17 protein-coding genes and 1 tRNA gene are annotated in these 19,754 nt (G+C 69.6%); 11 read left to right on the forward strand and 7 right to left on the reverse strand.

Going from position 1 to position 19,754, the window contains the following annotated elements; genetic code table 11:
- Positions 1-154 precede the first annotated feature (154 nt).
- A complete protein-coding gene (locus ACZ7LS_RS23870) occupies positions 155-1,735 on the forward strand; it encodes a PP2C family protein-serine/threonine phosphatase (protein ID WP_385130889.1) in 1,581 nt (526 codons plus the stop codon).
- Between the two features lie 147 nt (positions 1,736-1,882).
- Complete coding sequence (locus tag ACZ7LS_RS23875) at positions 1,883-3,373, forward strand: aminopeptidase P family protein (RefSeq protein WP_385130892.1); 1,491 nt, start codon at positions 1,883-1,885, stop codon at positions 3,371-3,373.
- 55 nt (positions 3,374-3,428) lie between these two features.
- Here the strand turns inward: ACZ7LS_RS23875 and ACZ7LS_RS23880 are convergent, their stop codons facing one another.
- A complete protein-coding gene (locus ACZ7LS_RS23880) occupies positions 3,429-3,884 on the reverse strand; it encodes an ATP-binding protein (RefSeq protein ID WP_382522470.1) in 456 nt (151 codons plus the stop codon).
- A 450-nt stretch (positions 3,885-4,334) separates the two neighbouring features.
- Between ACZ7LS_RS23880 and ACZ7LS_RS23885 the strand changes: the two genes are divergently transcribed.
- The 9 genes from ACZ7LS_RS23885 to ACZ7LS_RS23925 all read left to right on the forward strand — a co-directional run bounded on the left by ACZ7LS_RS23885 (position 4,335) and on the right by ACZ7LS_RS23925 (position 14,584).
- Positions 4,335-5,159: a hypothetical protein gene (locus tag ACZ7LS_RS23885; protein ID WP_385130895.1), complete on the forward strand. Its 825-nt coding sequence runs from the start codon at positions 4,335-4,337 to the stop codon at positions 5,157-5,159.
- 142 nt (positions 5,160-5,301) lie between these two features.
- A complete protein-coding gene (locus ACZ7LS_RS23890) occupies positions 5,302-6,027 on the forward strand; it encodes a YcnI family protein (protein ID WP_382522464.1) in 726 nt (241 codons plus the stop codon).
- Between the two features lie 169 nt (positions 6,028-6,196).
- Positions 6,197-6,877 carry an SCO family protein gene (locus tag ACZ7LS_RS23895; RefSeq protein WP_382522461.1) on the forward strand — a complete coding sequence of 227 codons (681 nt, stop codon included), beginning with the start codon at positions 6,197-6,199 and terminating at the stop codon, positions 6,875-6,877.
- Positions 6,874-7,404 carry a copper chaperone PCu(A)C gene (locus ACZ7LS_RS23900; RefSeq protein ID WP_385130898.1) on the forward strand — a complete coding sequence of 177 codons (531 nt, stop codon included), beginning with the start codon at positions 6,874-6,876 and terminating at the stop codon, positions 7,402-7,404. Before ACZ7LS_RS23895 ends, ACZ7LS_RS23900 begins: the two co-directional genes overlap by 4 nt.
- A 14-nt stretch (positions 7,405-7,418) precedes the next feature.
- A complete protein-coding gene (locus tag ACZ7LS_RS23905) occupies positions 7,419-9,419 on the forward strand; it encodes a copper resistance protein CopC (protein ID WP_385130901.1) in 2,001 nt (666 codons plus the stop codon).
- A 150-nt stretch (positions 9,420-9,569) separates the two neighbouring features.
- Entirely contained in the window at positions 9,570-10,829 is a 1,260-nt protein-coding gene (efeB, locus tag ACZ7LS_RS23910; protein WP_385130996.1) for an iron uptake transporter deferrochelatase/peroxidase subunit, read from the forward strand.
- 72 nt (positions 10,830-10,901) lie between these two features.
- Positions 10,902-11,837, forward strand: coding sequence for a prephenate dehydratase (pheA, locus tag ACZ7LS_RS23915; protein ID WP_382522452.1), 936 nt, complete (start codon positions 10,902-10,904; stop codon positions 11,835-11,837).
- Between the two features lie 585 nt (positions 11,838-12,422).
- Positions 12,423-13,700, forward strand: coding sequence for a serine--tRNA ligase (serS, locus tag ACZ7LS_RS23920; RefSeq protein ID WP_382522449.1), 1,278 nt, complete (start codon positions 12,423-12,425; stop codon positions 13,698-13,700).
- A gap of 29 nt (positions 13,701-13,729) precedes the next feature.
- Positions 13,730-14,584 (forward strand): HAD family hydrolase, encoded by an 855-nt coding sequence (locus ACZ7LS_RS23925; RefSeq protein ID WP_385131000.1) that lies wholly within the window; start codon positions 13,730-13,732, stop codon positions 14,582-14,584.
- 95 nt (positions 14,585-14,679) lie between these two features.
- On the opposite strand, the gene ACZ7LS_RS23930 is transcribed toward ACZ7LS_RS23925, so the two are convergent.
- The 6 genes from ACZ7LS_RS23930 to ACZ7LS_RS23955 form a co-directional block, all read right to left on the reverse strand.
- Positions 14,680-14,764, reverse strand: a tRNA-Ser gene (locus ACZ7LS_RS23930).
- Positions 14,765-15,079: 315 nt separating this feature from the next.
- Entirely contained in the window at positions 15,080-15,772 is a 693-nt protein-coding gene (locus tag ACZ7LS_RS23935) for a hypothetical protein (protein WP_385130905.1), read from the reverse strand.
- A 293-nt stretch (positions 15,773-16,065) separates the two neighbouring features.
- Positions 16,066-16,785, reverse strand: coding sequence for an ABC transporter permease (locus ACZ7LS_RS23940; RefSeq protein ID WP_382666461.1), 720 nt, complete (start codon positions 16,783-16,785; stop codon positions 16,066-16,068).
- A 25-nt stretch (positions 16,786-16,810) separates the two neighbouring features.
- Positions 16,811-17,722, reverse strand: coding sequence for an ABC transporter ATP-binding protein (locus ACZ7LS_RS23945; protein WP_382522440.1), 912 nt, complete (start codon positions 17,720-17,722; stop codon positions 16,811-16,813).
- Positions 17,719-18,630: an ABC transporter permease gene (locus ACZ7LS_RS23950; protein ID WP_382522437.1), complete on the reverse strand. Its 912-nt coding sequence runs from the start codon at positions 18,628-18,630 to the stop codon at positions 17,719-17,721. Before ACZ7LS_RS23950 ends, ACZ7LS_RS23945 begins: the two co-directional genes overlap by 4 nt.
- Positions 18,620-19,636 carry an ABC transporter ATP-binding protein gene (locus ACZ7LS_RS23955; RefSeq protein WP_382666627.1) on the reverse strand — a complete coding sequence of 339 codons (1,017 nt, stop codon included), beginning with the start codon at positions 19,634-19,636 and terminating at the stop codon, positions 18,620-18,622. Before ACZ7LS_RS23955 ends, ACZ7LS_RS23950 begins: the two co-directional genes overlap by 11 nt.
- Positions 19,637-19,754: the final 118 nt, after the last annotated feature.

A 19,754-nucleotide genomic window follows, 5' to 3' on the forward strand; every position in this document is an offset into this window, starting at 1 on the left:
TCAGCGTCTCATAGACACCTGCCGTTCCTCTAGGACAATGCTGGACATCACATCAGCTGTACGTGTAGATGTGGATCTATTGATAGCTGCGCAGAATGACATGGGGGTTTGCGATGCTATTGAGTGAAATGACCCGTCTCGGAAGTCGGCTGCTATGAGCGCTCCGCACATGCCGAAAGTGGCTGGAATCAACTCCACGGTCCCTGCCCCCACGCAAACTGCCTCGCCCCTCGACGCCCTACCGCCCGCGCCAGGCGCACCGATCCAGGACCGGTTGGCGGGCTGGGTCTCCGATCTCACCACCCTCCATGAACTCACCGAACGCCTGGCCAGGGCCCGTTTCCTGGACTGCGCGCTGCACGAACTGCTGCGCGCCGGCGCGGCCCTGGCCGGTGCGCGGCGGGGCCTGGTCCTGTTCGAACCGGCGGACGGCCTCGGTCCGGTCACCACCCTCGGGCTGGGACTCAGCCACGCCGATCTCGGCCACCTGGAGACCGTGCCGCGCCGCGCCACCTCGTACGGCAGGCTCCTCGACGGCGTCGGCGGACCGGCCGAACCGGTGGCTGTCCCCGATCTCCTCGCCGACACGGGTGCCGACACGGGGGCGAGTGCGAGTGCGGGTACGGGTACGGGTAGAGGAGCGGGAACGGATAGAGGTACGGGAACGGATAGAGGTACGGGAACGGATCCGCGCCAGCGCGAGGTGGCGGCACGGCTCGGCCTCGGCGCCAGTTACGCCGTACCGCTCCTGGTCAATGGCGCGGAGGGCCCGCCCGCAGAGCCCTCTCATGCCACGCAGGCCCCACATGCCCCTCTGCCCACTCACGCCCCTCAGGGCCCACATGCTCCTCTGCCCATTCAGGCCTCTCAGCGCGCACAGCTCGGTGCCGCCGTCTGGTGGTACGACGAACCCACCGAGCCGACCGAACGGCAACGCCATCTGATCGGTCTCTACGTCCGTTACGCCGGCGAACACCTCTCCCGTCTGCTTGAGCTGGAACGGGCCCGCACCCATGTGACCACCCTCACCCACGAGCTGCTGCCCGGCCGGCTGCCCCGGATGCCGGGCGTACAACTCGCCGCGCGCCACCGCGCCGCGCCGGACGGCGGAGGCGACTGGTACGACGCGCTGCCGCTGCCCGAGGGCGCCCTCAGCCTCGCCGTCGGCTCCGTCAGCGGCTCCGGTCCCGCCGCGCTGGCCGCGACGGGACAGCTGCGCGCCGCCCTGCGGGCGTACGCGGTGATGGAGGGCGAGGACCCCATCGCCGTCCTCTCCGATCTGGAGCTTCTGCTACGGCTGACCGAGCCCGCGCGTACGGCCACCGCGCTCTTCGCGTACGCCGAACCCGCCCGGCGCACGCTCGTCCTGGCCGGAGCCGGACACGCGCCCCCGCTGGTTGTCGGGGACCGGCGCACCGAGTTCGTCGAGACGTCGCTGTCGGCGCCGCTCGGAATGCTGTCCTGCTGGCAGGCGCCGAGCGTGGAGCTGGTGACCGCGCCCGGAGAAACGGTGCTGCTCTATACGGACGGCCTGCTGCGCCGTACGGGCGAGCCCATGGACCGGGCCTTCGCCCGGCTGCACGCGGCGGCCGCGAGTGTCCCCGCGACCGCCAGGGACGATCCGGGAGCGGTCGCCGACCACGTACTGCACGCCCTGCCGCCCGCCGGACCTGGGCCGGCCGGCCCCCCGGAACCGCACGAGGACTTCGTTCTGCTCGCCGCCCGGTTTGAGTGATCATGACGGATTCCTCATAGAGAGCCGGAGCCTTCCGCCCCTCGCACATACGATGGAAAAGATGGCCCAGATCCCCAGATGGTCCAGATCCGTAATCGGTACCCGTAGTCGGTATCGGTAGTCGTATGAGTCGTATGAGGAGAAGACGTGGCTGAGGAGCTCACCCCGGAGACCCCGGAGCCGGAGACCCCTGAAACAGATGAAGCATCGATCAAGCCGAGGAAGAACGGTCTGTACCCGGGCGTGTCCGACGAGCTCGCAGAGAACATGAAGTCAGGCTGGGCCGACACCGAGTTGCACGGCCTGGAGCCGATCGCGCAGGCGTCCGAGACCGCCGCCCGCCGCGCCGCGCTCTCCGCGCGCTTCCCCGGCGAGCGCCTGGTGATCCCCGCGGGCAACCTCAAGACCCGCTCCAACGACACCGAGTACGCCTTCCGCGCCTCCACCGAGTACACGTACCTGACCGGCGACCAGACCCAGGACGGCGTCCTCGTACTGGAGCCGAAGACCGGCCCGTCCGGCCAGGGCGGGCACGACGCGACCGTCTACCTGCTGCCGCGCTCCAACCGCGAGAACGGTGAGTTCTGGCTCGACGGCCAGGGCGAGCTGTGGGTCGGCCGTCGGCACTCCCTCACCGAGGCCGAGCAGCTGCTCGGCATCCCCGCCAAGGACGTACGGGAACTGCCCGCCGCCCTCAAGGACGCCACGGGCCCCGTCCGCAACGTCAGGGGACACGACGCGGGCATCGAGGCCGCGCTGACCGACAAGGTCACCGCCGAGCGCGACGAGGAACTGCGCGTCCACCTCTCCGAGGCACGCGCCGTGAAGGACGCGTTCGAGATCGGCGAGTTGCAGAAGGCCGTGGACTCCACCGTCCGCGGCTTCGAGGACGTCGTGAAGATCCTCGACAAGGCCGAGGCGACCAGCGAGCGCTATATCGAGGGCACGTTCTTCCTGCGCGCCCGCGTCGAGGGCAACGACATCGGGTACGGCTCGATCTGCGCGGCGGGACCGCACGCCACCACCCTGCACTGGGTGCGCAACGACGGTGACGTGCGCTCCGGCGACCTGCTGCTGCTCGACGCGGGCGTGGAGACCCACACCCTCTACACCGCCGATGTCACGCGCACCCTGCCGGTCAACGGCCGCTACAGCGAGATCCAGCGGAAGATCTACGACGCGGTGTACGACTCCCAGGAGGCCGGCATCGCGGCGGTGCGGCCGGGCGCGAAGTACCGCGACTTCCACGACGCCTCGCAGCGGGTCCTCGCCGAGAGGCTCGTCGAGTGGGGGCTGCTCGACGGACCGGTCGAGAAGGTCCTGGAGTTGGGCCTCCAGCGTCGCTGGACGCTGCACGGCACCGGCCACATGCTCGGTCTGGACGTCCACGACTGCGCGGCCGCGCGCCGCGAGGCGTACGCGGACGGAACGCTGGAGCCGGGGATGTGCCTCACCGTGGAGCCCGGTCTCTACTTCCAGGCCGACGATCTCACCGTGCCCGAGGAGTACCGCGGCATCGGCGTCCGGATCGAGGACGACATCCTCGTCACGGAGGACGGGAACCGGAACCTGTCGGCCGCGCTGCCGCGCCGGGCCGACGAGGTCGAGGCGTGGATGGCGGCGCTCAAGCAGGCCTGACCCCGGTCCCTGGTGGAGGGCGTTCCGCTCGGCCGTAGGGCGTTCCGCTCGGCGCTCACATGGCCCTGAGCAGGGCGCCCTCGCGCCATTTGAGGATCTTGTCGAAGCTGATCACCGCGCCGTGCCCAGGCCGGTTCCCGAACTGCACATGATCGGCGAGCTGCTCGATCAGCCCCAGCCCCCTGCCGTTCTCGGCCGTGAGCGCGGGCGCGGGGGCCGTACGCTGCACCACCCGCCGGGCGGGAAAGCCGGGGCCCGAGTCGGCCACTTCGATACGGCATCTCTCCCCGTCCAGATAGGCGGTCACCCGGTACGCCCCGGGTGGCTCGCCGGACGTCTCGCCCCCGCCATGCTCAACGGCGTTCGCACAGGCTTCACTGAGCGCGACCGACAGGTCGAAGGAGATGTCCGGGTCGACACCCACGGTGTCCATGGCGCCGAGCAGAAGGCGGCGGGCGAGCGGAACGCTCGCGGCTTCGCGCCGCAAGTGGAGAGACCACCAGATGCTCATGCTCCAGCCTCCAGGCTGCGGCTCGACATACCGGCGCTCGACATATCGAGGCTCGACATACCGATACGTATTGCCCCGGACCTCCGGTCGTAAGCACGAGGTTGACGTGATAACCCTCATTCGGCGGACGCGTCCGCGGCGCATCGCGGTGTATGGAACGGAGCCCGGCGGCGGATCGGAGACGGGCCAAAGGCGGGCCAAAGGCGGGTCGGAGACGGGGCATGGATGGGGCGGGGACGGGGCGGGGACGGGGCGGGGACGGGGCGGGGACGGGGCGGGGACGGGGCGGGGACGGGGCGGGGACGGGGCGGGGACGGGGCGGGAATCGGCACGAGGACGGCTCGGAGACGGGGCTGAGACGGCACGGAGGCGGGACGGAGATCGGACAGAGGGTGACCTTCCGGACCTGCCCTACGGCGCCCTGGGGCGCAGTGCGATGATGACCCGGCCATGTCCAGACCCGCCCGCATGTACGCCGGAGCCGCCCCGCGGCTGCTGAGGGCCGCGGTGTTCACCGCGGTCTGCGTCGTGCTGTCGGCGACCGGGCATGTACTGGCCGCCTGCGCGCCGGTCCCCTGGTGGACCTTGCTCCTCGGCTTCCTGGGAGTGTTCGCGGTCGCCGCGCCACTCGCCGGACGCGCGCGGTCGACCGGCTCGATCGTCGTCGCCCTGATGGGCGGTCAGCTCGGCCTGCACAGCCTGTTCGGCCTCGGCCAGCAGCACCTCAAGGTGCCGGCGGGCACGGACGACGCGTTGATCAGGATGGCCGCGAAGCTGGTCTGCGGAGCGGGTCCCGCCTCACTCAGCGCGGTCGACGCACAGCGGATCGTCGCCAACGCGGGTATCAGCCCGGTCGGTTCGACGACGGCCGCTCATCAGCACATGCCGGCCGCCTTCGGGCCCGCGGCCTCGAACGCCGCAGCGGCCACCGCCGCCGGTGAGGGGCTGCTGCCCTCCCTCCCCATGGTGCTCGGGCATCTGCTCGCCGCCCTGGCGACGGGCTGGCTGCTGCGCCGCGGGGATCTCGCGCTGCTCCGGCTCAGCCGGCTGTCGACGCAGGGCATCGGTGAAGTCACCGACAGTGCCGTGCTGCGCGCCCTGCGCGCGGCTCTCGCCCTCGTACGGGCGCTGCGCGCCGGGCTGCCCTGCGTACCCGCGCCGCGACCGCGCGCCTCTCACGGCTCGTACCGCACTCCGTCCCCACCGGCCGGGGAAACTCTCCAGCACACGGTGATCAGACGCGGGCCGCCGGCCGTATTCGCTCTCGCAGCCTGACGCGACACCCTCCGTGCTTCCGCGCGCCGATGGACATCGGACACGGACCGGGGTGAAGTCGCTGTGCCGTCGCGCACCCGCCGCCGCGGCACCCCCTTCTGATCACCTCTCTTTCTCTTTCTCTCGCACCGTGGAGTGTTCTGTGTTCTCAGCCAAGAACGTCACCCGCGTCTCCGTCGCCGGCGGTATCGCCGCGACCGCCCTTCTGCTGCTGGCCGGTCCCGCCTCCGCGCATGTCAGCGTGCAGCCGCAGGGCGAGGCCGCCAAGGGCGGTTACGCGACGATCAACTTCAAGGTCCCCAACGAGCGCGACGACGCCTCCACCACCAAGGTCGAGGTGAACTTCCCGGACGACCACCCGCTGGCGTCCGTGCTGCCGCAGCCCGTACCGGGCTGGAAGATCGAGGTCGCCAAGACCAAGCTCGCCAAGCCGCTGGAGATGCACGGCAACACCATCACCGAGGCTGTCTCCAAGGTCACCTGGACCGCGGACGGCGGCAAGATCGGACCGGGCCAGTTCCAGCAGTTCCCCCTCTCCGTCGGACAACTCCCCGAAGACGCCGACCAACTGGTGTTCAAGGCGATCCAGACGTACGACAACAACAACATCGTCCGCTGGATCGAGGAGCCCAAGTCGGACGGCACGGAGCCCCTGAGCCCCGCGCCCGTGCTGAAGCTCACCGCGGCCACCGGCGACGAGCACGGCGCCTCGGCCGGGAAGGACGCCGCCGGGGCCGACGCGAAGGCCGCGACGGCCTCCGCCGACACCAGTGACACGACCGCCCGTGCCCTCGGTCTCATCGGCATCCTCGTCGGCATCGCCGGGGTGACCTTCGCCGTGCTGGCCAGCCGTCGCCGTACCGCCTGACGCCCGCCTCCCCCCTCCTTTCCCTACGTCCTTACGCACCACGGCAGCGCGCACCACGGCGCCGCCCACCACGTACCCGAGGCACTGAGGCGCCGGAGACGCGCGGAGCCGGAAGACAACCCCGGCCCGCGTGTCCGGTGCCCGTACTCCACGACCAGGAAATTTCCCCATGCGCACGAAGACAGTGACCTCCCGCACGAAGACGGTGGCTTCCGCCGCCGCTCTCGTCGCGGCCCTGGCACTCACCCTGACCGCCTGCGGCGGTGGCGGCGACGACTCCGCGAAGCCCGTCGCCGATATCTCCGCCCAGCCGAAGACCCAAGCCGCGACCGTGCTCGACACACCGTTCAAGAAGCCGAACCTCGTCCTGAAGGACACCAAGGGGAAGTCGTACGACTTCCGTGAGGCGACCAAGGGCAAGCCGACGCTCATCTACTTCGGCTACACCAACTGCCCGGACGTCTGCCCGACGACCATCAGCAACATCGCCATCGCCCGTAAATCGCTGCCCAAGGCCGACCGGGACAAGCTCCAGGTCGTCTTCGTCACCACCGACCCCGAGCGGGACACCTCCGCCGAACTCGGCAAGTGGCTGGCCAGCGCGGGCGACGCGTCCTTCGTCGGACTCACCGGCGACTTCCCCACCATCCAGGCGGGCGCGCGTCAGCTCGGCATCGGCATCGACGCGCCCAAGAAGGAGAAGGACGGCACCGTCGTCTCGATGCACGGCGCGCAGGTCATCGCGTTCTCACCGAAGACCGACGGCGGATATGTCCTCTACGGCGAGGACGCCTCCTCGGACGACTACGCCAAGGACCTGCCGAAGCTCATCAGGGGTGAGAACCCGTGAACCGCCGTACCCTTCCCGCTCTCGCCGTCGGCCTGACCGCCGCGCTGACGCTGGCAGGCTGCTCCTCGGCGTCATCAGCTTCCTCCTCCACTTCCTCGTCCACTTCCTCGTCCGATTCCGGCTCTTCGTCCGACTCCTCCGCCAAACCCCCGGGCAACGCACCCCAGTTGAAGGTCAGCGGGGGCTATATGCCGCGCCCTGTCGGCGATCTCGCGGCGGGCTTCCTCGTCGTCACCAACAGCGGTGGCGCCGCCGACAAGCTCACCTCCGTCACCAGCGACATCTCCGACGACGTCACGATCCACAGCAGCGAGAACCAGAAAATGCGGAAGGTGAAGTACTTCGACATCCCGGCCGGCGGCGAACTGAACCTCGCGCGTGGTGGCAACCACATCATGTTCATGGGTCTCAAGGAGCAGCCGAAGCAGGGCCAGAAGATCGGCATCGAACTGCACTTCGAGAAGGCCGACCCCATCAAGGTCGAGCTTCCCGTGAAGGAGATCAACTACAACCCGGCCCAGCGATGAGGGACTGACACGCCATGACAGCCACCGCCCCGCGCTTCGGATCCGCACCCTTGGTGCGGCTACTGCTCGTTGCCACGGTGCTTCTCGGCACCGTCTTCACCGTGCTCTCCGGCACGGCGTCGGCGCATGCCGCACTGACCGGGAGCACCCCCGAGGACGGGGCGGTGGTCGCCACCGCTCCCAAGGACATCAGCCTCACCTTCTCCGAACAGGTCGCCATGGGCGACAACTCGATCCGTGTGCTCGATCCGGACAACAAGCGCGCGGACACCGGGAAGATCCGCGATCTGAGCAGCGGCGGCACCGTCGCCTACGGCATCGGCCTCCACGCGGGGCTGCCCGACGGCACCTACATCGTCGCCTGGCAGGCGGTCTCCGCCGACAGCCATCCCATCTCCGGCGCCTTCACCTTCTCCATCGGAGCGCCCTCGAAGACCACGGCCGCCGTGCCCAGCGAGGAAGCGGGCGGGGGACTCGTCGGGACCCTCTACGGCATCGCGCGCTATATCTCGTACGCCGGTTTCATCCTCCTCATCGGTGGCGCGGCCTTCATCCTCGGCTGCTGGCCGCGCGGCGCGTCCGTACGTCCCCTGCAACGGCTCGTCGTGCAGGGCTGGCTCACCCTCACCGCCGCCACGCTCGTCCTGCTCCTTCTGCGCTCCCCGTACACCGGCTCGGGCAAGCTGGGCGACGCCTTCGACCTCGGCGGACTCCAGGACGTCCTGGCCACCAAGACCGGAGCGGCACTCGTCTCCCGGCTGCTGCTGCTCGGCGCCGCCGCCCTGTTCGTCGCCGTCCTCTTCGGCGCGTACGCCAAGCGGGAGACGCCACAGGACGGGGAGGAGAACGAGGAGCAGAACAAGGAGAGGAAGGACCTCGCCTTCGGACTCGCCGTGGGCGGGGCGGTCGTCGCGGCAGGGATCGCCGGCACGTGGGCGCTCGCCGAGCACGCCTCGACCGGCATCCAGACCGGTCTCGCCATGCCGGTGGACGTCCTGCATCTGCTGGCGGTGGCGACCTGGCTCGGCGGGCTCACGGCGCTGCTCGTCGCCCTCTACCGGGCGCCGTCCCTCGGCAACGCGGCGGTGCGGCGCTTCTCCCGCGTCGCCTTCGTCAGCGTCGTCGTACTCGCCGCGACCGGGCTCTACCAGTCCTGGCGTCAGGTCGGATCGTGGTCGGCGCTCTGGGGCACGTCATATGGGCAACTCCTTCTGGTCAAGGTCGGGCTCGTCGCTGTACTGGTCGGTATCGCTTGGTTCTCCCGGAGGTGGACGGGACGGCTGGAGCAGCGGGCAGAAGCCGAGGCCGGGGCTGGGGCCGGGGCCGGGGCTGAGGCTGGGGCCGAAGCCGCGACGGGATCGGAGACCGGTGAGGAAACCGAGACCGCCGCGGCGACGACCGTCGTGGGTGACAGGACCGTCGTTGCTGACAGTGAGAGAGCTACCCAGCTCGCACGGCAGAGAGCGGCACTGGCGACAGCTCGCCAGAAGCGGATTCGCGATGCCGATCCGGGGCGAATCGGACTACGCCGTTCCGTACTCGCCGAAGCCGGAGTCGCCGTGGTGCTCCTCGCCGTCACGACCGTACTGACCTCCACGGAGCCGGGCCGTACGGCCGAGCAGGAAGCCGGCGCGACCGGTGGCACGGCCGCCGCCACCGCGCCCGCGACCGAAGGCCCCCTCGCCCTCACGCTGCCCTTCGACACCGGCGGCGAGAACGGCAAGGGCACCGTACGGCTCACCCTCGACCCCGGCCGCTCCGGCGCCAACGCGATGCACATCTACGTCGACGGTCCGGACGGACAGCCGCTGGACGTGCCCGAGGTGAAGGCCGCCTTCACTCTCACGGCCCAGAAGATCGGTCCGCTGCCGATCGTCCCCGAGCACTTCGCTCCCGGACACTGGAGCGCGGACGCCGTACAGATCCCGATGCCGGGCGAGTGGCAGCTCCAGCTGACCATTCGTACCTCCGACATCGACCAGACAACCGTCGACAAGAACGTGAAGATCGGCTGACCCATCGTGAGCGAGACGACCCGGCAGGACCACGACAACCGGAACGGCCGCGACGGCGGCCGCTCCCGGCACCTCCGCGATAATCCCGAGGACGGGACCCCCGCGAACGGGACCCCCGAGGAGGGATCCGGGCACGCCCCGCTCACCGGGATCTCCAGGCGGCGGCTGCTCGGCTCCGCGGGCGCCGCAGGTGCCACCGGACTCGCCCTCGGAGCGGTCGGCGGAGCCGGCGCGTACGCGGCGAGCCGCCCCGCGCCGGCGACCGCGCTGACCAGCGTCGGCACGGACTCCGTCCCCTTCCACGGCGCGCACCAGCCCGGCATCACCACTCCCCTGCACGCCCGTGGCCATCTGATCGCCTTCGACCTGGCCCCCGGCGCGGGACGGAGGGAGGCCGCCGCGATGCTGCGCCGCTGGTCGGACACGGCACGGACGCTGATGGCGGGCGAACCGGCCGCGGGGGGCGGCGCGGGAGCCGCGGGAGCGGACGGCGGCCACGACACCGGTATCGCCCTGGACGCCGGGCCCTCCTCCCTCACCGTGACCTTCGGATTCGGCCGCACCTTCTTCGGCCGTACGGGCCTGACCGCCCAGCGCCCGGCCGCCCTCGATCCGCTGCCCGCCTTCTCCTCCGACCATCTCGACGCCGCACGCAGCAACGGCGATCTCTGGATCCAGGTCGGCTCCAACGACGCGCTCGTCGCCTTCCACGCGCTGCGGGCGCTCCAGAAGGACGCGGGCACGGCGGCACGGGTGCGCTGGCAGATGAACGGCTTCAACCGTTCCCCCGGCGCCACCCCCCACCCCATGACCAGCCGGAACCTGATGGGCCAGATAGACGGCACCGGCAACCCCAAGCCGTCGGAGCCGGACTTCGACCGGCGGATCTTCGTCCCGGCGGCACCGCCGGCCGGCACCCCGTCCTGGATGGCGGGCGGCTCCTACGCGGTCGTACGGCGTATCCGCATGCTCCTGGACGACTGGGAGAAGCTCACGCTCGCCAAACAGGAGCAGGTCGTCGGCCGGCGCAAGTCCGACGGGGCCCCGCTCACGGGCGGTACGGAGACGACCGATCCGGACCTGGACCGGCTGGGACTGGACGGCAAGCCCGTCATCCCCGGCAACGCGCACGCCCGGATCTCGACGCCGGAGGCCAACGGCGGGGCCGCGATGCTGCGCCGTCCCTTCTCCTTCCACGACGGTATCGCGCCGGACGGGACACCGGACGCGGGGCTGCTCTTCATCTGCTGGCAGGCAGACCCGCTCAAGGGCTTCGTACCGGTGCAGCGCAAGCTCGACCGCGGGGACGCGCTCTCGGCGTTCATCCGCCACGAGACGAGCGGTCTCTTCGCGGTGCCCGGGGGCGCGCGGGAGGGGGAGTACGTGGGTCAGCGGCTCCTGGAGTCCTGAGCCCGCGCGCCCCCCACCTCGGGGTTTATCAGGCCGGATCCACAAGAGCCGTCGGCGCATTAGGGTGACCGTATGTCGGCCACGCGCTACACGTATCTCGGCCCTGAGGGCACCTTCACGGAAGCGGCCCTCCGTACGCTCCCGGAATCCGCCACGCGGGAACTCGTCCCCATGGTGTCCGTACCGGCGGCCCTCGACGCCGTACGGAACGGGGAGGCCGCGGCCGCACTGGTTCCGATCGAGAACTCGGTGGAGGGCGGGGTCACCGCGACCCTCGACGAGCTCGCTTCCGGCGAGCCGCTGATGATCTACCGCGAGGTGCTGCTGCCGATCACCTTCGCCCTGCTGGTACGGCCGGGGACGAACCTGTCGGATGTGAAGACGGTGACCGGTCATCCGGTCGCCCAGCCGCAGGTGAGAAACTGGCTGCGGACCCATCTGCCGGACGCGCTGTGGGAATCGGCCGCCTCGAACGCGGACGGGGCGCGGCTGGTGCAGGAAGGCCGGTTCGACGCGGCGTTCGCCGGTGAGTTCGCGGCGGCGACGTACGGCCTTGAGGCCCTGGTCACCGAGATCCATGACGCGGAGAACGCGGAGACGCGCTTCGTCCTGGTGGGACGCCCGGCCCGGCCGGCGGCGCCGACGGGTGCGGACAAGACGTCGGTGGTCATCTGGCTGGGCGAGGACCACCCGGGCGCGCTGCTCGAACTGCTCCAGGAGTTCGCGGTGCGCGGGGTCAACCTGATGCTGATCCAGTCGCGTCCGACAGGCGCGGGCATCGGTAATTACTGCTTCGCGGTCGACGCCGAGGGCCATATCTCGGACCGGCGGGTGGGTGAGGCGCTGATGGGGCTGAAGCGGATCTGCCCCAAGGTGCGGTTCCTCGGCTCGTACCCGCGGGCGGGGATGTCCGCGGCCGATGTGCCGCCGCTGCGGCCCGGGACCTCGGATACGGCGTTCATCGAGGCGTCGGACTGGCTGGCGCGCAGCCAGGACGGCCGCGCCTGAGGCCCTGTCCTGTGTGCCGGCCTCTGGTCGGGCCGTGGGGCCTGTGGATGTATCGCAGAGTTATCCACAGGCTCACCCCTCACCCTGGGGACAAGTCGACAACACCGGCCAGCACAGTCGACAAATCGCTCCTGCCACCCCCCGCCCGTCCACAGGATGCCGAGGAGTCCCGCGTCACCTCAATTCCCGTGATCAACTCGTTAGAGCGAGCAATTCCCACCCGAATGAGTGTGTAGAGCGGGTTTGGGGAGAGAATTCTCCGGGCCGGCCGTGACTTCCGAGACGACCACTCCACTGATCCACAGATCTCCCACACAGCCTGTGGATAACTCTGGAACCCTGTGCATTTCTGTGGACAACATGCGCCCTCATGCGACCCAAGTCCCGTGCCCCACAAGGGAAGTGAGTCAAGACGCCAACATCGGAATGCCTCGTTCCGGGGAATTGCATCCCCTTTATTGACGAACACCGAGCAACTGGCGAGGGTTTTCCCGACAGGTTTACCAATTCCGGCAATTAGGACAAAGAGGTACGCCTGTTGATATCGGGTGGGGCGGTGTCAGCCTGCACCGGTAGCCTGGTGGGGTGATTGACCTTCGCCTGCTCCGTGAGGACCCCGACCGTGTTCGCGCCTCCCAGCGCGCCCGTGGAGAGGACGTCGCCCTTGTCGACGCCCTGCTCTCCGCCGATGAGCGGCGCCGGTCGTCCGGCCTGCGCTTCGATGAGCTGCGCTCCGAGCAGAAGTCGCTCGGCAAGCTGATCCCCAAGGCGTCCCCGGAGGAGAAGGCGGAGCTTCTGAGGAAGGCGGAGCAGCTGAAGACGGACGTCAAGGCCGCCGACGCCGAGCAGCACGAAGCCGACGAGGACGCCAAGCGGCTGCTCCTCCAGATCGGCAACATCATCCACCCCGACGTCCCGGTGGGCGGCGAGGAGGACTTCGTCGTCCTGGAGACGCACGGCACGATCCGTGACTTCGCGGCGGAGGGCTTCGAGCCCAAGGACCATCTGGAGCTCGGCGAGGCGCTGGGCGCCATCGACGTCGAGCGGGGCGCCAAGGTGTCCGGCTCGCGCTTCTACTACCTGACGGGGGTCGGCGCGCTGCTGGAGCTCGCTCTCGTCAACGCGGCGATCGCGCAGGCCACCGAGGCCGGCTTCATCCCGATGCTCACGCCCGCGCTGGTCCGCCCGCGCGCCATGGAGGGCACGGGCTTCCTCGGCCAGGCCGCGGAGAACGTGTACCACCTGGAGAAGGACGACTACTACCTGGTCGGTACGTCCGAGGTGCCGCTCGCCGCGTACCACATGGACGAGATCATCGAGGCCGACAAGCTGCCCCTGCGGTACGCGGGCTTCTCACCGTGCTTCCGCCGCGAGGCCGGGACCTACGGCAAGGACACCCGGGGCATCTTCCGGGTCCACCAGTTCGACAAGGTCGAGATGTTCTCGTACGTCGACCCGGCCGAGGCGCAGTCCGAGCACCAGCGGCTGCTGGACTGGGAGAAGCAGTGGCTGACCGGCCTCGGGCTGCCCTTCCAGGTGATCGATGTGGCCACGGGCGATCTGGGTGCCTCGGCCTCGCGCAAGTTCGACTGCGAGGCATGGATCCCGACCCAGGGCAAGTACCGCGAGCTGACCTCGGCGTCCAACTGCGACGGCTTCCAGGCCCGTCGGCTCTCCGTCCGGATGCGGGACGGCAAGCAGGTCAAGCCGCTGGCGACGCTGAACGGCACGCTGTGCGCCGTCCCGCGCACGATCGTGGCGCTTCTGGAGAACCACCAGCAGTCGGACGGTTCGGTCTGGGTGCCCGAGGTGCTCCGCCCGTATCTGGGCGGCCGTGAGGTACTGGAACCGATCGCCAAGTGAGCACGGAACCCTCGGCAGCGCCCGCGCCGGTGCCCTCGCCGTCGCCGTCCTCCGCCGCGCTCTCCTCGGCGCCGTCGTTCCCGTACCGGCTGGTCGCGACCGATCTGGACGGCACGCTGCTCCGCGAGGACGGCACGGTCTCCGGGCGTACGCGCGAAGCGCTCGCCGCCGTCGCCGCGGCGGGCGCCGCGCACATCATCGTCACCGGCCGCGCCGTGCCGTGGACCCGGCACATACTGGACGACCTGGGATACGACGGTCTCGCGGTGTGCGGCCAGGGTGCGCAGGTCTATCACGCCGGTGAGCACAAGCTGCTGACGTCGCTGACGCTGGACCGTCAGCTGGCCGGGCTGGCGCTCGCCAAGATCGAGGGAGAGGTCGGCCCGCTGGCGCTGGCCGCGAGTCGGGACGGACTCGACGGCGATGTGCTGGTCGGCCCCGGCTACCGGGTGCAGGAAGGCCCGCTTCCGGCGGTCCTGGTCGACGATCCGGCGGAGCTGTGGTCGGCGCCGCTGAACAAGGTGTACATCCAGCATCCGGAGCTGGACGACGACGCGCTGGCACAGGCCGCGCGGGCGACCGTCGGGAGCCTCGTGGACGTGGTGATGGCGGGCCCCGGTGTCGTGGAGATCCTCCCGCTGGGCCTGAGCAAGGCCACCGGACTCTCGCTGGCGGCGCGCAGGCTGGGCGTCAAGGCGGCGGACACGATCGCCTTCGGCGACATGCCGAATGACATCCCGATGTTCGGCTGGGCGCGGCACGGCGTGGCGATGGCCAACGCGCACGAGGAGCTGAAGGCCGTGGCGGACGAGGTCACGGCGTCGAACGAGGACGACGGCATCGCGCTGGTGCTGGAGAAGCTGCTGAGCCGGAGCCGGGCCTGATCCGGAAGACGGCGCCAGGGGCTGTTGGTTCGGACGGGGACGAGGGCTTCGGCGGGACGCGGGGACGAGGCCAGAGGCAGGAACAGGGACGTCGGCGGAGGATGCGCGGATCGAACGCGCGCGGGCTTGCGCCCGGCTGCGGCTCAGCAAGCCGTTGCCTTACCACTCGGCCAATCCTCCGGGAAGGGGCGGCCCGCGCGGATGCGCGCTCGAAGCGGCCGCCCCTGGGCAGCGCCGGCGGCCGCACGGAGTGGTGATGAATACTCCGGTGCCTACGCGGTGCTGCCCCGGTGGGAACTCGACGGACTCGGCCTCCCGGTCATCGCCGCGTTCCGCTCCCGGTCTGTGGTGTGTGCCGTGACACAACTACTCTGACCGGCCGGGCGGTTCGGCGCCACCGAATATTCGCGGCCCGGCCCGGCCCGGCCTCCGCGCTCGGCCCGCGCCCGCCCGTGGGGGTGTGTTCACAGACGGACGCGGGCCGGCCCAGGAGGATCAGCGGCGCTTGCGCCCGCGCCGCAGATCCCTCAGCTGATGAACGACATCGTCCACCCGGGCGTCCACGCGGTGGATGTCCGCGGACATCTCGCACAGCCGGTTACTGATGGCGGCGACAACCCTGTTGGTGGCGTCGAGCCGCCGGTCCAGACTGTCGAGCCGATACGACATCCGGTTCAGGACCGGCCCCAACTCCCGCAGGGCGACCCCGACCCCACCGAGGCATGCCTCGACGTCGGTGACCCGCCGGTCGAGGTCCGCGTACCCCTTCCGCCAATCCTCCTCGGCGTCGAGAAGATAGGTGCGGACACATCGCGCAATGTCGCTGTCGCGCAGAAGCATCGCGATGTTGAGGACGGCGCGACGGGTGTAGAGCGTGAGGCTGGAACGCCTCTGTGGATAACTTCCCTCGGCCCCGGATGAGAGTGACATCTTGTCACTCTGATATTCCCGCAGGTCAGAGCCCCGCAGCACATGCATCCCGTTCTCGGACAGCTCCGCGCGATGCCTCGCGGTCAACTGCCTGATGACGTCTGTGGATACTTCGAAGTAGCGCGCGACGCCCTCGGTCGCGATGTGTACGCCGTCGTGCAGCAGCCGCAGCGCCTTGACCTTGTCGAGGGCCTCGACCCGCCCCCCAACGCTGTCGCGCATCGTGCGCGATTCGAGCAGAGCACCTTCAGGTGGCATGGAAATGCCTTCCCCTTGTAGAACCGATGATGGTCGGCCCTGTCCCCGGGCTTCAGGGGCGGAGGTCGGCTCACGGTGGCTACTCACTCAATGACCGGTGCGGCTTTCGAGCCGGCACCGGCAATCCCCAGTTTCACAAAGGCTCGACGCTACGAATCCCAGTTGCCTCCACGCACCCCGAACAACGAGCCGATAAGCGTACAGTTACGCCGCAACCCCCACCCATCGGGCAGGGGTTGCGGCATAACGACGGCGTACGTCAGAGGACGTGTTGGCAGGCGGAAGCCTTCGGCTCACTCCTCGCCCGCGAGCGTCAGCGTCCGCAGTTTCTGTCCCGCGTACCAGGTCGCGACCACCGAGACGCCCACCAACAGGACCACCGCCAGCGGCAGTCCGACGTCCGACGTGATGGTCGTCCCGTCGCCGATCTTCTGGGCGAGCGCCAGGGACCACTGCTGGACGCTGAGCGTGCGCGCGCCCGCCACCAGGCTGCCGAAGAGGGTTTCCCAGACCAGCGCGTAGACCAGTCCTATGACCACCGCGTGCCGGCTGACCGTACCGAGCAGCAGGAACAACGCGCTGTAGGCGATCGAGGCGACAAGCGCCGCGACCGTGTAGGCGATGGCGATCTGCTGGCCGTTGCCGTTCAGGATGTAGCCGGCGATGAAGGTGGGGATCGCGGAGAACGCCATGGTCACGGCTATCGCCACGATCAGTTTGGTGACGATGATCGTCGACCGTTTCACCGGCTTGGACAGCAGATAGACGATCGAGCCGTCATCGATCTCGGGCCCGATCGCGCCCGTCCCCGCGATCACGCCGATCAGGGGCACCATCGTGGCGAGGGCGAAGCCGCCCAGTACATCGGACGCGACTTGGTCGTCCAGTCCCCTGAAGCCGCGGACGGCCGCCGCGATGAGGATCAGCAGCGCGGGCAGTACGAAGAGGATCGCGGCCCGGCGCCTGCCGAGCAGGGCCCGGTAGGTGAGCCGGGCGACTGTGGGGTTGTACATGACGTCACAGCTCCTTTCAGGCCGCTCAGGCCGCTACGAGGTAGGAGAAGACCGATTCGAGGGACTCGTCCGAGGGCGAGACCGCGAGCAGCCGGATGGAGTGCTCGCGGGCGACCCGCGGCAGCAGTTCGGTGAAGCGGCCGAAGTCGACCGCCTGGATGCGCAGTGCGCCCTCGGCGACGTCGACCTCGATACCGGCCGTGGACGGGTCGGCGATCAGCGCGGCGGCGAGCGCGCGGTCGTCGCTGGACCGTACGAGATAGCGGTGCGGCCGGTCGGTCATGAGGCGGCGGATCTTGCGGAAGTCACCGGAGGCGGCATGGCGGCCGGCCACGATCACCTCGATGTGCGAGGCGAGTTGCTCGACCTCCTCCAGGATATGAGAGGAGAACAGGACTGTCCGGCCCGTGGCGCCCATACGCCGCAGCAGATCCATCAGCTGCATCCGCTGGCGCGGGTCCATCCCGTTGAACGGCTCGTCCAGGAGCAGCACCGACGGGTCGTGCACCAGCGCGGACGCCATCTTCACGCGCTGGCGCATGCCCTTGCTGTACGTCGCGATCTTGCGGTCCTGCGCGTACTCCATCTCGACCGTGGCGAGCGCCGCGCGGGCCGCTTTCGCGCCCAGTCCGTGCAGTTCGGCGTTTGCCACGACGAAGTCGAGACCGGTGAGGAAGTCGTACATCGACTCCCGCTCCGGCACGATGCCGATCTGCCGGTAGACGGACTCGTTGCGCCAGATCTGCTTCCCGTCGAGGGTGACGGTGCCCGTGGAGGGGGCGAGGAAGCCGGCCATCATGTTGATGAGGGTGGACTTTCCCGCGCCGTTGGGGCCGAGCAGGCCGGTGACGCCCGGACTGATCGTCATCGTGACGTCGTTGACGGCCACCACATTGCCGAACCAGCGCGAGGTGTGCTCGATATTGATGGTGGTCACAGCCCGACCTTCCGGTAACGGCGCATGAGAACGGCGTACGAGCCGAGGACGAGCGCGAGTACGACGAGCAGATAGATCACGCCGACGGCGGCCGAGGGCCCCGCCTCGCCGGGGAAGGCGGAGGTGGCGCCCAGGAAGGCGGTCTGTACGCCGTCGATGAGCGTGATCGGCGAGAAGAGGCCGAGCCACTTGACGGCGCCGAGCGCGTCCGTCTGCCAGGCGATCGCCTGGATGGTGGAGACCGCGCCGTAGGAGATCGTCAGGGTGGCGATGACCGCGGCGACACCGAAGCCGCGGCGCGGCGTGAGCGCGGCCATCACGAGGCCGATCCCGCCGAAGAGGAGCGAGAGCAGCGCGACCGAGATCACTCCCTGGCCGAACCCCTTGGTCTGGTCGACGAAGTCCATCTTGGCCAGCAGAGAGCCCACATAGAGGATGACGAGCGGCGCCGCGGTCAGTACGAAGAGCGCGGAGGCCATCGCCGCGTACTTCGCGACGACGTAGTCGACCCGCTCGATCGGCCGGGAGAAGTACAGCGGCACTGTCTTGAAGCGCAGATCCCGCGAGACGGACTGCGGGGCCTGGGCCGCGAGATAGAGGCCGATGACGGCCTGGGTGACGATCGCGTAGCGCGTGTAGTCGAGCGGCAGGGACTTCAGGTTGGTCGAGATGGCGACCGCGACGATGATCGCCGCGGGCAGGCACATCACCGCGAAGAGGATCATCGGCAGGACCTTGGACTTGGCCGAGCGGCCGAGCCCGTACGCGCCGCGCAGGGACTGCGAGTACAGGGAGCGTCGGGCGTAGGCGCGGCCGAGCCGCGGCCCGTCGTAGTTGCGGTACCCGATGTTGTGGATCCGGGTGGCTCCGGCGCCTGCCCCGGTGCCGGCCTCGGTCTCAGTGCTCATCGCGGGCGCCTCCCTTCTGCAGTGCGTGATCCGCCTCGTCGGCGCCCTGGCCCGGCTGGGCCCCTTCGGCGGACGATTGCGGGCGGAAGACCTCCGCTATGTGGTGGCGGCGCTGTTCCATCCGTACGAGCCCCAGGCCGAGCCCGGCGACAGTGTCGCGGACGACGTCGTACGTCTCCTCGCCCTTGGCCTCGATCAGCAGGATGTGGCCCGCTCCGGGCAGCCCTTCCTCCATGCCCTCGTGGAGCGTGAGTCCGGCGGCGGTGAGGGCCTCGCGCAGGGACTGGGTGCCGTCGGGGTGCGCGTCCGTGTCGGTGACCTCGACCGCGAGGGTGGTGGTCGTCTGCGTGAAGTCGCTGGTGGAACTGGAACGCAGAAGCGTTCCGCCGTCGATGACGACGACATGGTCACAGGTGCGTTCGAGCTCGCCCAGGAGGTGCGAGGTGACCAGGACGGAGATGCCGAAGTCGGTGTAGACGCGCCGGATGAGGCCGAGCATCTCGTCGCGGCCGACCGGGTCGAGACCGTTGGTCGGCTCGTCGAGGAGGACCAGTTGCGGGTCGTGGACCAGCGCCTGCGCGAGCTTGACGCGCTGCTTCATGCCCGTGGAGTAGCCGCCGATGGGGCGGTAGCGCTCCTCGTACAGGCCGACATGGCGCAGCGTGTCGGCGGTCCGCTCGCGGGCCGCGGTCGGTGGAAGTCCGGACATGCGCGCCATGTGGACGACGAACTCGGTGGCCGAGACGTCAGGCGGCAGGCAGTCGTGCTCGGGCATGTATCCGACGCGCTCGCGGATGGCGCCGCCGCTGGTGGCGACATCGAGCCCGAGCACCGTGGCCCGGCCTTCCGTGGCGGGGGACAGACCCAGCAGGATCTTGATCATGGTGGACTTGCCGGCCCCGTTGGCACCCACCAGACCGGTCACACCCGGTCCGATGTCCAAGGAGAGCCGGTCAAGCGCGGTTACCCGGGGGAACCGCTTGCTCAGGCTTTCTAGCGCGATCACAGTCACGGGTCGACGGTAGTGGCGCGGCCCGCGGTGAGCGTCAGACCAGGCGGCTGTATCCATGTCAGCCTCCAGACGTACGGAACCCGTAAGGGCACCGGGGCCGGGCGGTTATCCA

The sequence above is a fragment of the Streptomyces sp. NPDC039430 genome (assembly GCF_055639435.1).

Excerpts from the sequence above, each read along its gene's own strand:
- ACZ7LS_RS23905 (WP_385130901.1), top strand. The coding sequence starts at position 7,419 with ATGACAGCCACCGCCCCGCGCTTCGGATCCGCACCCTTGGTGCGGCTA.
- ACZ7LS_RS23895 (WP_382522461.1), top strand. The coding sequence starts at position 6,197 with ATGCGCACGAAGACAGTGACCTCCCGCACGAAGACGGTGGCTTCCGCC.
- ACZ7LS_RS23935 (WP_385130905.1), bottom strand. The coding sequence starts at position 15,772 with ATGCCACCTGAAGGTGCTCTGCTCGAATCGCGCACGATGCGCGACAGC.
- pheA (WP_382522452.1), top strand. The coding sequence starts at position 10,902 with ATGTCGGCCACGCGCTACACGTATCTCGGCCCTGAGGGCACCTTCACG.
- ACZ7LS_RS23940 (WP_382666461.1), bottom strand. The coding sequence starts at position 16,785 with ATGTACAACCCCACAGTCGCCCGGCTCACCTACCGGGCCCTGCTCGGC.
- ACZ7LS_RS23885 (WP_385130895.1), top strand. The coding sequence starts at position 4,335 with ATGTCCAGACCCGCCCGCATGTACGCCGGAGCCGCCCCGCGGCTGCTG.
- ACZ7LS_RS23950 (WP_382522437.1), bottom strand. The coding sequence starts at position 18,630 with ATGAGCACTGAGACCGAGGCCGGCACCGGGGCAGGCGCCGGAGCCACC.
- ACZ7LS_RS23870 (WP_385130889.1), top strand. The coding sequence starts at position 155 with ATGAGCGCTCCGCACATGCCGAAAGTGGCTGGAATCAACTCCACGGTC.
- ACZ7LS_RS23880 (WP_382522470.1), bottom strand. The coding sequence starts at position 3,884 with ATGAGCATCTGGTGGTCTCTCCACTTGCGGCGCGAAGCCGCGAGCGTT.